This window comes from Streptomyces sp. DvalAA-43, from assembly GCF_900091725.1.
In the GTDB taxonomy this organism is placed as follows: Bacteria; Actinomycetota; Actinomycetes; order Streptomycetales; family Streptomycetaceae; genus Streptomyces; species Streptomyces pulveraceus.
The window spans coordinates 385,655-397,824 of record NZ_FMBW01000087.1; the positions used below are offsets into that span (position 1 = coordinate 385,655).

9 protein-coding genes are annotated in these 12,170 nt (G+C 72.4%); 6 read left to right on the plus strand and 3 right to left on the minus strand.

Features of this window, described 5'->3' with window-relative positions; all coding sequences use genetic code 11:
- The first annotated feature begins 26 nt into the window (after positions 1-26).
- Genes GA0115234_RS36560 through GA0115234_RS36570 form a run of 3 tightly spaced genes read left to right on the plus strand, consistent with a single transcriptional unit; the run spans position 27 to position 3,500 of the window.
- On the plus strand, positions 27-1,244 hold the full coding sequence (locus tag GA0115234_RS36560; RefSeq protein WP_093550303.1) for a toxic anion resistance protein: 1,218 nt from the start codon (positions 27-29) through the stop codon (positions 1,242-1,244).
- Positions 1,241-2,869: a vWA domain-containing protein gene (locus GA0115234_RS36565; protein ID WP_093550306.1), complete on the plus strand. Its 1,629-nt coding sequence runs from the start codon at positions 1,241-1,243 to the stop codon at positions 2,867-2,869. The genes GA0115234_RS36560 and GA0115234_RS36565 overlap by 4 nt, the downstream gene beginning before the upstream one ends.
- A 40-nt stretch (positions 2,870-2,909) precedes the next feature.
- A complete protein-coding gene (locus GA0115234_RS36570; RefSeq protein WP_093550480.1) occupies positions 2,910-3,500 on the plus strand; it encodes a hypothetical protein in 591 nt (196 codons plus the stop codon).
- A gap of 58 nt (positions 3,501-3,558) precedes the next feature.
- On the opposite strand, the gene GA0115234_RS36575 is transcribed toward GA0115234_RS36570, so the two are convergent.
- The gene (locus tag GA0115234_RS36575) at positions 3,559-5,301 is read right to left on the minus strand and encodes an Ig-like domain repeat protein (RefSeq protein ID WP_237542012.1); all 1,743 of its coding nucleotides are present in this window, start codon (positions 5,299-5,301) and stop codon (positions 3,559-3,561) included.
- Positions 5,302-5,589: 288 nt separating this feature from the next.
- Positions 5,590-7,422, minus strand: a complete 1,833-nt coding sequence (locus GA0115234_RS36580) for a phosphoenolpyruvate carboxykinase (GTP) (protein ID WP_093550309.1) — start codon at positions 7,420-7,422, stop codon at positions 5,590-5,592.
- Between the two features lie 212 nt (positions 7,423-7,634).
- Here GA0115234_RS36580 and GA0115234_RS36585 point away from each other — a divergent pair, with 212 nt between their 5' ends.
- Together GA0115234_RS36585 and GA0115234_RS36590 are read left to right on the plus strand one after the other, a co-directional pair.
- The gene (locus tag GA0115234_RS36585; protein ID WP_093550311.1) at positions 7,635-8,333 is read left to right on the plus strand and encodes a PAQR family membrane homeostasis protein TrhA; all 699 of its coding nucleotides are present in this window, start codon (positions 7,635-7,637) and stop codon (positions 8,331-8,333) included.
- A 97-nt stretch (positions 8,334-8,430) separates the two neighbouring features.
- On the plus strand, positions 8,431-9,063 hold the full coding sequence (locus GA0115234_RS36590) for a TetR/AcrR family transcriptional regulator (RefSeq protein WP_093550313.1): 633 nt from the start codon (positions 8,431-8,433) through the stop codon (positions 9,061-9,063).
- A gap of 113 nt (positions 9,064-9,176) precedes the next feature.
- On the opposite strand, the gene GA0115234_RS36595 is transcribed toward GA0115234_RS36590, so the two are convergent.
- On the minus strand, positions 9,177-11,192 hold the full coding sequence (locus tag GA0115234_RS36595) for a thioredoxin domain-containing protein (protein WP_093550315.1): 2,016 nt from the start codon (positions 11,190-11,192) through the stop codon (positions 9,177-9,179).
- A 231-nt stretch (positions 11,193-11,423) separates the two neighbouring features.
- Between GA0115234_RS36595 and GA0115234_RS36600 the strand changes: the two genes are divergently transcribed.
- Positions 11,424-11,990, plus strand: coding sequence for a Uma2 family endonuclease (locus GA0115234_RS36600; RefSeq protein ID WP_093550317.1), 567 nt, complete (start codon positions 11,424-11,426; stop codon positions 11,988-11,990).
- Positions 11,991-12,170 lie beyond the last annotated feature (180 nt).

The window sequence follows — 12,170 nt, forward strand, 5'->3', positions numbered from 1 at the left end:
ACACACGCCTCCGGGAGACCCCAGCCATGACCGAAGAGCCGCAGCCGCTCACCCTCACCCCGCCGGGCGACTCCGCCCCGCCGCTCGTCCTCACCCCGCCGGAGCCGGTCGCCCCGGTCCGCGCCGAGCAGGCCGCCGGTCTCGTACCGGTCGACGAGTCGGTACGGACGGAGATGACGCGCCGCGCCACCGAGTACATCGGCGGCCTCGCCGGGCTCGATGCCCGGTCGCCCGAGTTCACCACCCGGATCGGGGAGATCGCCGCACTCGGACAGGGCGACATCCGCAGCGCCGCCCAGCAGTCCAACCGGATGCTGGACCGTACCGTCCGCTCGCTGGCCGGGTCCGGGGGCGCGGACGCGCAGACCCGGGTCGGCTCGTCCCTGGTGGAGCTGCGCCGTACCGTCGAGGACCTCGACCCGCGCGACACCCCGGGCCGCGGTGCCCGCCGGCTGCTGGCCAGGCTTCCCGGCGGCAACAGACTCCGCGACCACGTCGCCAAGTACGCCTCCTCCCAGGCCACCCTGAACCGGATCGTGGGCTCGCTGCGCGGCGGACAGGACGAGCTGCGACGCGACAACGCCGCCCTGCACACCGAGCGCACCCGGCTCTGGGAGACCATGGGCAAGCTCCAGGAGTACGTCGTGCTCACCGAGGCACTGGACGGCGCCGTCGAACAGCGCATCGCGCAGGCCGCGGCCACCGACCCGGCGCAGGCGGACGCACTGCGGGCCGATGTGCTCTTCCCCGTGCGGCAGAAGCACCAGGACCTGCTGACCCAGCTCGCGGTCTGCGCGCAGGGGTACCTCGCGATGGATGTCGTGCGGCGCAACAACGACGAGCTCATCAAGGGCGTCGACCGGGCCGCGACCACCACCGTCTCCGCGCTGCGGATCGCCGTGATGCTCGCCTCGGCGCTGGAGAGCCAGCGCAAGGTGACCGAGCAGGTGCAGGTGCTGCGCTCCACGACCGAGGACCTGATCCGGGGCAACGCGGAGATGCTGGCCGGCCAGAGCGGCGAGATCCAGCGGATCGCGGCCGATCCGGCGGTGGGCGCGGAGACGCTGCGCACCGCGTTCCAGCAGATCTACCGGACGCTCGACGCCATCGACACGTACAAGGTGCAGGCCACCGAGTCGATGGCGTCGACCGTGGAGTCGCTGACCGCCGAACTCCAGCAGGCCAGTGCCCACTTGGCCCGCAGCCGGTCGGCCGGGTCGCTCGACGGCGGGGGCCTGGGATGACGGGCCTGCCCCGGCGGCCGGGGCGGCTGCGGCGCCGGGCCGCCCGGTCGTTCGCCGCGCTGCTGGCCGTCGTCGTACTCGCCCCGCTCGCCGCCTGTTCGGGTTCGGACGGCGGGGCGCCCGGAAGGGCCGGGAAGGACGACGGGAAACCTCGCCCCGGCACGCTGCGCGTGCTGGCCTCCAGCGAACTCGCCGATATGAAGCCCCTGTTGGAGGAGGCCCGCAAGGCCACCGGGATCACTGTGCGGCCCACCTGGACCGGCACGCTGGACGCCGTCGAGCTGCTCGGCTCCGGGAAGGCGGACGGGGCGTACGACGCCGTCTGGCTGTCGTCCGACGACTATCTGCGGCTGCACCCGGACGCGGCGCGGCGGATCACCTCGGAGACGCCGCTGATGACGTCGCCGGTCGCCCTCGGGGTCCGTCCGGCGACCGTGCGACGGCTGGGCTGGAAGCCCGGGGACGTGACCTGGTCGCAGGTGCACCGGGCGGTCGCCGAGGGCCGGCTGACGTACGGGATGACCGATCCGGACCGCTCCAACTCCGGCTTCTCCGCGCTGGTCTCGGTCGCCTCCGCGCTCTCGGGCGCGCAGTCCGCGCTGACCGACGCCGATGTCCGCGGGGCGAGCGGGAAGCTGAAGGAGTTCTTCGCGGGGCAGCGGCTGACCTCCGGCTCCTCGGGCTGGCTGGCCACCGCGTACGCCCGGCGCGGCACCGTCGACGCGCTGATCAACTACGAGTCCGTGCTGCTCTCGCTGAACCGCGACAGCCACACCGGGCTGACCGTGATCCGCCCCCGCGACGGGGTGGTGACGGCGGACTACCCGCTCAGCGCGCTCGCCGCCGCCGCGCCGGACGCGAAGGACGCGGTCCGCGCGCTGACGGCGTACTTCCGGACCCCGGACGTCCAGCGGAAACTGACCCGGGGCACCTTCCGCCGCCCGGTCGTGCCCTCGGTGCGGCCCGCCGCGCCGCTCGCCGCCGACGCGCGCCGCGAACTGCCGTTCCCCGGCACCCGGTCCGTCGCCGACGGGCTGCTCCACAGCTACGAGAACAAGCTCCGGCGGCCCTCGCGCACCGTGTACGTGCTGGACACCTCCGGTTCGATGGCGGGGTCGCGGCTGAGCGCGCTGAAGGCGGCGCTGACCGGGCTGACCGGGGACTTCCGGGAGCGGGAGGAGGTCACACTGCTGCCGTTCGGCTCGTCGGTGAAACAGGTCCGGACGCACACCGTCGACCCGGCGGATCCCGAGCGGGGCCTGGCGGCGATCAGGGCGGACACCGCCGCGCTGACGGCCGGTGGCGAGACGGCGATCTATTCGAGTCTGGAGTCGGCCTACGAGCGGATCGGCGGCGGCACCGAGTCCGCGTTCACGTCGATCGTGCTGATGACGGACGGCGAGAACACCACCGGTGACACCGCCGGCGACTTCGCCTCCTACTACCGCGCGCTCCCGGCCGCGCGGCGGGTCACCCCGGTCTTCCCCGTCGTCTTCGGCGACTCGGACCGCGCGGAGCTGGACCGGATCGCCGCGCTGACCGGCGGCCGGCTCTTCGACGCGACGAAGGAACAGGGTCCCGGCTCCCTGGACGGTGCCTTCGAGGAGATCCGTGGATACCAGTAGAGCGCCGGACGGGCCGGGCGGCAGACCAACGAACAGGCTCCTGGCGTATGTCGAGTCACGGAAGAACCTCACCGGGAGCGCCTGCGGAATCGTCGGCCTCGCCCTCACCTTCACCGGGCTCGCGGGGGCGTACTGGCCGGTGGTGGTGGTCGGACTCTACGGCGCGGGCGCGCTGATCGCCCCGCCCGAGCGGCCACCGGTGCCGGTCTTCCCCGACCCGTCGACCCAGCTGGACGCGGTGCGCACCGATTACCGCGCGCTGTGCGGATACCTGGACGAGGTGGAGCTGCCGCCCGCCGCCTCCGGCCGGCTCACCGAACTGACGGAGCTGCTCGACGGGCTGCTCGCCCCCGGGCCTGTGGCCGAGGCCCTGGCCACGGACCCGGAGGGCATCCATGTCCTGGCACGCGCCGTGCGCCAGGACATCCTGGAGTCGGTCGACGCCTTCGTACGGATCCGCCCGTGGACACGGATGGTTCCGGGCACGGAACCGCCCGAGCGCCATCTGGAACAGCAGTTGACGCTGCTGCACCGGGAGGTCGAGGCGCTGGCGACGGCGTTGCGGGAGGCGGAGGCACGGCGGCAGCAGACCCATACGCGCTATCTGGAGGACCGGGGCCGGAACGGGTAGCGCCCGCTCCGGCCCGCGGGCCGGGGTGCCAGGGTTCGGCTGTGCGTCACGCCTCCCGTCAGCGGCGCACCCGTACCGTCGCCGACGCCGTCGAACCGCTGTGCAGGGCGTCACCGGCGTAGCCGACCTCGTACGTCACCTGGCCGACGGCCCGGGGCAGGTCGTCGATGGTGAACGTGCCGTCGGCGGCGACGGCGGCCGAGGTCAGGGTGCCGGTGCCCTTCTTGTCGGTGCGCACCACGGACACCGTGATCCCGGCGGGGAGCGCCCGCCCCTGACCGGTCAGGGTGCCGGTGATCGTCAGCCCGGCGCTCTTCGTCGCCTCCGCCGGGGCGGTGAGGGCGACGCTGGTCGGGGCCTTGGCGACCGCGACGGCGAGTGCGGTGTCCTCGGCCGGGCGGTGGGTGAGGTCGCCGGTGAACGAGACGGTGTAGGTGGCGTCGCCGACCAGCGACGGGACGTCGAGGACGGTGAACGACCCGTCGGCGTCGACCTCGACGGGGGCGAGCCTGCGGTCGCCGTTCGCGTCGTGCCGTACCGCCGACACCCTGACCGGCTCGGCGGGGGCGGGCCCGTCCAGCTCCAGCCGGCCCCTGATCCCGACGGGTTCGCCGACGACGGGCCGGCCCGGGGTGGTGGAGAGCGTGCCGGTGAAGCGGGAGTCGTACTGGGCGGCCGGGGGCTGGATGACATGCAGCCAGAACTCGTTGCCGGACCTGTTGGCGGTGACGGCGAACAGCCGCGAGCCGTCCTTCGACCAGCCGAGCCCGCGCGGCGCGATCCGGTCCCCGTCGAGCGGGCCCTCGTAGGCGAACTCCAGCGGGGCCGTACCGGCCGCCGGGTCCGCGGGCTGCACGAGCAGGTCGACCGTGCTCCCGGTCGCGGCGGCGCCCCGCGCGATGTAGGTGCCGTCACCGCTGAACGCGACGGCGGAGGCCGCGGCCCCCTCGGGCAGCGGCTGGTACCCGGCCGGTGCGTCGGAGAGGTCGGTGGCGTCCAGGAGCCGGGTGCCGTAGGCGGCGTCGGCGACGGCGATCCGCCGGCCGTCGGGGGACTGCGCCACGTCCTTCATGTCGAGCGCGCCCTTGCCCTGGGCGTCCGCGAACCGGCGCTCCGGGCCGCGCACGAGCGTGTCGCCGCTCGCGTCGAGGGTGGCGAGGAAGGGGTTGGCGTCGCCGGTGTTGCGGGCCTGCGCCATCACGATGCGGTCCGGGGCCTCGGGGCCGCTGGTCAGCCGCAGCCGGCCCGTCGCGTTCCAGCCGGTGTTGCTGCTCTGGCTGCCCGCCGTGCCGTACAGCCAGGTCTGGCGGTTGTCGCACTCGGTGGTGAGGTAGGGCGTCTCGGTGTGCCACTCCTTGCCGCCCGCGAAGGCGACATCGCGCGGGCAGGGCACGTCGTACGCGGTGTACGTGACGCCGGTGCGCTCCTGGGTCACGGTGTCGAAGGCGAGGATGCCCGAGGACTGCGAGACGTAGAGCGTGCCGCCGTCCGTGCTCAGGGCCATCCCGGACGGCGCGGAGGCGGTGGGCAGCGAACCGACCTTCTGGCCCTGGAAGTTGTAGACATGGACCTGGTTCGCGTACTGGTTCCGGCGGTCGTCGGTGATGTAGACCCGCTCGTGCGCCGAGTCGACGACCATGGCCGAGTACGAGGAGATCGGCAGCTTGGCCACCGTGTCCCCGGCCCCCGGGCCCTCGGCCGCGCGGGCGGCGGGTGGCGCGAGGGCGGTGAGCCCCGCGGTGCCGAGTGTCAGTGCGGCCAGTGTCGCCGCGATGCGTCCGTGGTGCCGGTTCTTCCTCAACTGAGTCCCCCACAGGCTCCGTTGGCCTCCGGCCGACCTGAGAGCCGGAGGCTATGTGGAGAAACATCGAAGCGTTGTGGAGGTATTGTGCGCAAGCCTTGGGCGATCTTGGCATGTTCGCCGCGAAAGGGCGGGAAAGGGGCGGGAAAAGGGGTGGCCCCCGGAATCGTGAGGGGATTCCGGGGGCCGTACCGCGGCGGGCTGTCGACCCCACAGGTCAGGGCGGATGTCCGGGGCCCGGCCGCGGGGGTGTGCGGGGCGCACCCCCGCGGGGTGCGCCCGGGGGCGTCAGCCCAGGCGCCGGACCAGCGCGTGGTACTCGTCCCACAGCTCCTTCGGCGTGTGGTCGCCGAAGGTGTTGAGGTGCTCGGGGACCAGCCCGGCCTCCTCGCGCCAGACCTCCTTGTCGACGTCGAGCAGGAAGTCCAGGTCGGACTCGGACAGGTCCAGGCCGTCGGTGTCGAGGGAGCCCTTGGCCGGCAGGATGCCGATCGGCGACTCGACGCCCTCGGCCTTGCCTTCGAGGCGCTCGACGATCCACTTCAGGACGCGGCTGTTCTCGCCGAAGCCGGGCCACACGAACTTGCCCGCGTCGTTCTTGCGGAACCAGTTCACGTAGTAGATCTTCGGGAGCTTGGCCTGGTCCTTGTCGGCACCGACCTTGATCCAGTGGTTCATGTAGTCGCCCATGTTGTAGCCGCAGAACGGCAGCATGGCGAACGGGTCGCGGCGCAGCTCGCCGACCTTGCCCTCGGCGGCGGCGGTCTTCTCGGAGGCGACGTTGGCTCCGAGGAAGACACCGTGCTGCCAGGTGAAGGACTCGGTGACCAGCGGGACGGCCGAGGCGCGGCGGCCACCGAAGAGGATGGCCGAGATCGGCACGCCCTTCGGGTCCTCCCACTCGGGCGCGATGATCGGGCACTGGCCGGCCGGGACGGTGAAGCGGGCGTTGGGGTGGGCGGCCGGGGTGTCGGACGCGGGCGTCCAGTCGTTGCCCTTCCAGTCGGTGAGGTGGGCCGGAGCGGTCTCCGTCATGCCCTCCCACCACACGTCGCCGTCGTCGGTGAGCGCGACGTTGGTGAAGACGGAGTTGCCCCACATCGTCTTCATGGCGTTGGCGTTGGTGTGCTCGCCGGTGCCGGGCGCGACGCCGAAGAAGCCCGCCTCCGGGTTGATCGCGTACAGCCGGCCGTCCTCGCCGAAGCGCATCCAGGCGATGTCGTCGCCGATGGTCTCCACGGTCCAGCCGGGGATCGTCGGCTCCAGCATGGCGAGGTTGGTCTTGCCACAGGCGCTCGGGAACGCGGCCGCAATGTACGTGGGGGCCTCAGCCTCGCCCTTCGGCGGGGTGAGCTTGAGGATCAGCATGTGCTCGGCGAGCCAGCCCTCGTCACGCGCCATGACGGAGGCGATGCGCAGCGCGTAGCACTTCTTGCCGAGCAGGGCGTTGCCGCCGTAGCCGGAGCCGTAGGACCAGATCTCGCGGTCCTCGGGGAAGTGCGAGATGTACTTGGTGGAGTTGCACGGCCACGGAACGTCCTCCTGGCCCTCCTCCAGGGGCGCGCCCAGGGTGTGGACGGCCTTGACGAAGAAGCCGTCGGTGCCGAGCTCGTCCAGGACGGCCTGCCCCATGCGCGTCATGGTGCGCATCGAGACGGCGACGTACGCGGAGTCGGTGATCTCGACGCCGATCGCGGAGAGCGGGGAGCCGACGGGGCCCATGCAGAACGGCACCACGTACATCGTGCGACCGCGCATCGAGCCGCGGAAGACGCCCTTCTCGCCCGTGAAGACGGCCCGCATCTCGGCGGGGGCCTTCCAGTGGTTCGTCGGGCCCGCGTCCTCCTCCTTCTCGGAGCAGATGAACGTACGGTCCTCGACGCGGGCGACATCGCTCGGGTCGGAGGCGGCGTAGTACGAGTTGGGGCGCTTGGTCTCGTCCAGCTTCGTGAAGGTGCCCTTGGCCACGAGCTCCCCGCACAGGCGCTCGTACTCGGCCTCGGAACCGTCGCACCAGACCACCCGGTCCGGCTCTGTTATCGCTGCGATCTCGTTCACCCAGGAGACGAGCTCCTGGTGATCGGTGGGGACGGTGAAGGGAGCCGCGATGTCGCGCGCCACGATCGCTCCTTGTTGAGGGTGTCTGTTTGGTAGTTGCCCCGTGGGGGCTGCGACCCGGATGCTTCTACCCCTTCGAATCCCGTTGGCGCTCATCCGGTGCCGACCGCACTCATTTGATCATCCGACCGTTTCGCCCATATGTCCAGGGGGCCGCCCACGTGAGCATGGCCACTCGTATCGGTTACCTACGGTCGCGTAGGTACGATGCGGGAATGACTGCTGCCGCCGCCGCGCCCGGGTCCGCCGGGATGGAACCAGCCGAGTCCGACCCCGTCCCGGCGAAACCGCGGATGCGCGGCTGGCTGCACGCCGGGATGTTCCCCGCCGTGATCGTCGCGGGGGTGGCGCTGATCGCGTTCACGGACAGCTCCCGCGGCCGGATCGCCTGCGGGATCTACATCCTGTCCGCGTGTCTGCTGTTCGGTGTGAGCGCCCTCTACCACCGGGGCACCTGGGGCCCGCGCGGCGAGGCGGTGCTCCGCCGGCTCGACCACGCCAACATCTTCCTGATCATCGCGGGCACCTACACCCCGCTGACCCTGCTCCTCCTGCCCGAGTCCACCGGGAAGCCGCTGCTGTGGGCGGTCTGGGTGGCCGCCGCCGCGGGAATCGCCTTCCGGGTGTTCTGGGTCGGCGCCCCGCGCTGGCTCTACACGCCCTGCTACATAGCGATGGGCTGGGCCGCGGTCTTCTTCCTGCCCGACTTCCTGCGGACCGGCGGGATCGCGGTGCTGGTGCTGGTCGTCGTCGGCGGGCTGCTCTACAGCGCCGGCGGCGTCATCTACGGCATCAAGCGCCCCAACCCCTCCCCGCGGTGGTTCGGCTTCCACGAGGTGTTCCACTCACTGACCCTGGCGGCCTTCGTGGTGCACTACGTCGGCATCTCGCTGGTGGCCTACAACCACCGCTGAGCCCCGTTCCCGGCGGTGCCGGGCAGTTCCGGGCGGGCCCGCCGAGCACCGTTCCCGGACGGTGCCGGCGGCCCGCCGATGCCGGACAATGACGGCCATGGCCGCCACCTCCCGTACCCCTTCCGTTTCCGCTCCGGCACCACCGCCGCGGCCGGGGCTGCGCGAGCGGAAGAAGCTCCGGACCCGGATCGCGATCCGCGGCGCCGCCCACCGCCTGATCGCCGAGCAGGGGTACGAGGCGACGACCGTCGAGCAGATCGCGGCGGCGGCCGAGGTGTCGCCCAGCACCGTCTTCCGGTACTTCCCGGCCAAGGAGGACATCGTCCTCACCGACGCGTACGATCCGGCGCTGGGAACCGCCCTGCGCGGCCGCCCGCGCGGTGAGCCACCGCTGGAGTCGCTCCGGCACGTCCTGACCGGGACCCTCGCGGCATCCCTGGCGACCGGGGAACAGGAGCTGCGGCAGCGCACCCGGCTGATGGTGGAGGTCCCCGCGATCCGGCTCCGGATGGCGGAGAGCATGTCGGGCACGGCCGCGGTGCTGGCCGACGCACTCGCCGCCCGCAGCGGCCGCGCCCCCGACGACCTGGCGGTCCGGGTGTTCGTCGCGGCGGTGCTGGGCACGGTGCGCGAGGTGACGCTGTACTGGGGCGAGCGCGGCCAGGAGGGCGACCTCGTCGCGATGGTCGACCGGGCACTGGACGCCCTGGAGGACGGCCTCACACTCTGACCGGGGGCGCGGCGGCCCCCGGCGGTCCGCCGGGCCTCACCGCCCCAGCCGCCCGTCGGACCTCACACCCTCCGGTGGCCCATCGGCCCCCTCACCGCGCCAGCCGCCGGGCCTCACCGCCCCCCGAGGCTCCGCGCCAGCTCCCCCGCGTCCGTCGTCGGCGCGTCGCACACGAAGTGCCGGCAGACGTACGCCGTCGGCACCCCGCCCACCATCGGCCGGTCCGCCAGCAGCGGGAACTCCGCCCCGCCGGTCTCCCCCACCGCCACCACCGCGCCCGGCGCCGTGCCCAGCAGGGCCGTCCGGTGCAGCTCGCCGCCGACCGGTCCGGCGACCGCGACCTCACGCGGCCCGTCCAGCAGGGCCTCCGCGACGGCCAGGCCCCAGCCGGTGAACCGGGGGGCCCGGGGCCCGAGCGCCTTCACCACGCCCAGCGCCGCCTCCCCGGCGGTGCGGTGGGCCTCGGAGCCGGTGTGCGCGGCGTACGAGAGCAGCGCCCCGGCCGCTGCCGTCCAGCCCGCCGGGGTCGCGTTGTCGGTGGGGTCCTGCGGGCGGCGGATGAGCCGCTCGGCGTCGTCCGCCGTGTCGTAGAACCCGCCGCCCTCGGCGGTGAAGTGCTGGAGCACGATGTCGAGGAGGAAGCCGGCGAACTCCAGCCAGACGCCCTCGCCGGTGACCGAGGCCAGGGCGAGGAAGCCCTCGGCCACGTCGCCGTAGTCCTCCAGGACCCCGGCGTGCCCGCCCGGCCGCCCGCCCTTGGACGTACGGTCCAGCCGGGCGACGGCACCCATGTGCACCCGTACCAGCAGATCGGCGGCCTCGGTGGCGCGCTCGACGAGGTCGGGCCGGTCGAAGTACGCCCCCGTCTCGGCGAGCGCGGCGATCGCCAGGCCGTTCCAGGCGGCGACCACCTTGTCGTCCCGGCCGGGGCGCGGGCGCAGCTCGCGGGCGGCCAGCAGCCGGGCCCGCACCCGGGCGACCCGGTCCGCGTCCGCCCCGGCGTCCGCGTGCGGCAGCCGCAGGACCGAGGAGCCCTCCTCGAACGTGCCCTCCCGCGTCACCCCGAAGCGCTCCGCGGCGAAGGCGGCGTCCTCCTCGCCGAGGACCTCCCGCAGCTGCTCGGGCGTCCAGACGTAGTACGCGCCCTCGACGTGCCGCCCCTCGCCGTCCTCGCTGTCCGCGTCGAGCGCGGAGGCGAACCCGCCCTCGGTGGTGCGCAGTTCGCGCACCATGAAGTCGGCGGTCTCCAGGGCGACCCGGCGGGCCCACTCCGAGCCGGTGGCCCGCCACAGGTGCGCGTACACCCGGCAGAGCAGCGCGTTGTCGTAGAGCATCTTCTCGAAGTGGGGCACCACCCACTCCCGGTCGACCGAGTACCGGGCGAAGCCCCCGCCGAGCTGGTCGTACATCCCGCCCCGGGCCATCGCCGCGCAGGTGTCGGCGGCCATCTGGAGGGCGCCCTCCGCCCCGGTGCGGGCGTAGTGGCGCAGCAGGAACTCGATGGTCATGGACGGCGGGAACTTGGGCGCCCCGCCGAACCCGCCGTGCTTGTCGTCGTAGTCGCGGGTGAGCCCGAGCAGCGCCTGCGCCTGCTCCGACTCGTCGGGCAGGCCCTCCCCGCCGTGTGCGAGGGTGCGCTGGGTGAGGTCGTGGACGATGCGCCCGGCGACCTCGGTGACCTCCTCGCGACGCCCGGTCCAGGCGGCCGAGACGCCTTCGAGCACCTGCCGGAAGGACGGCATGCCGTGGCGGGGCTCGGGCGGGAAGTACGTACCGAAGTAGAACGGCTCCCCGCCCGGCGTCATGAACACGGACATGGGCCAGCCGCCCTGCCCGGTGGCGGCCTGCACGGCCTCCATGTAGACCGCGTCCACATCGGGCCGCTCCTCGCGGTCCACCTTGACGTTGACGAAGTGCTCGTTCATGTAGGCGGCCACGGCTTCGTCCTCGAAGGACTCGTGCGCCATGACGTGGCACCAGTGACACGCGGAGTAGCCGACCGACAGCAGAACGGGTACATCACGCCGTTTTGCTTCCTCGAACGCGTCGGGTCCCCACGGCCACCAGTCGACCGGATTGTCAGCATGTTGAAGCAGATACGGCGAGGTCACACCAGCCAACCGGTTCATACGGCCCAGCCTCTCACGCCGACACGGCCCTACCGGTTCAGCCCGCGAGCCCCCGCCCCACTTGGCCGATTTGCACTCATGCGCCATCACGTAGTGAATGCGGATCGCCCCTTTTGCGCCCCGGTCACCCTGCGGACGCTGGAGGCTCTGCCCCGGCCCAAAGCCGGTGTCCGACTGGAAGCGGGCAGTACGCTGAGTCGAGCAGCACCGCATCCTCGAAGGAGGTACTCCATGACCGCCGAGATGGTGGCGCCCGCGTGGATGCACACGCAGATCAGCGCGGAACAGTACGACTCCTGGTCCGAGGAGCAGTGCGCAGGCATCGAGATCGTGGACGGGATGGTCGTCGTGAGCCCGAGCGCCTCCAAGCGCCACAACCGGCTGGCCCGCATCCTGGCCAATGCCCTTGACGCCGCTGCGGGCCCAGACTGGAACGCCGACACGGACTTCGACGTCCGCTTGCAGGACGTTCCGCTCACCAATCGTCGTCCGGACGTCACCGTGTACCGGGCGGAGACCATCGACCTCACGCCCACCCGCCCGGAGCACGTCCTCCTGGTCGTCGAGGTCGTGTCCCCAGGGTCAGAAACCACAGACCGGATCGTGAAGGTGGACCAGTACGCCAAGGCCGGCATCCCCTTTTACTGGCGCATCGAGCAGGCCGCCACTGGCGTCCCGATCGTCTACACCTACGTCCTCGACCCCGCCAACAAGTCCTACCGGGACGGCGAGATCTTCACCGGCACCGTGAAAGCAACCGCCCCGTTCTCCGTCACGGCCGACCTTGGGGCCCTGTAAGCAACAAGGAATCGCCCGCACCCTCGACGCCTCCGACGTCCTGTGGACTAAGACCTGTCCGCCACCGGGGCCTCTGGGCGGCGGCCCCCAGCTCGGCCTGGACCCGTCGTAGGCGGTCCGGGGGGTGCAGAGCTTCAACCAGATGCCGACCTGCACGTTCTCGCCGGGGCCGAGCCGCAT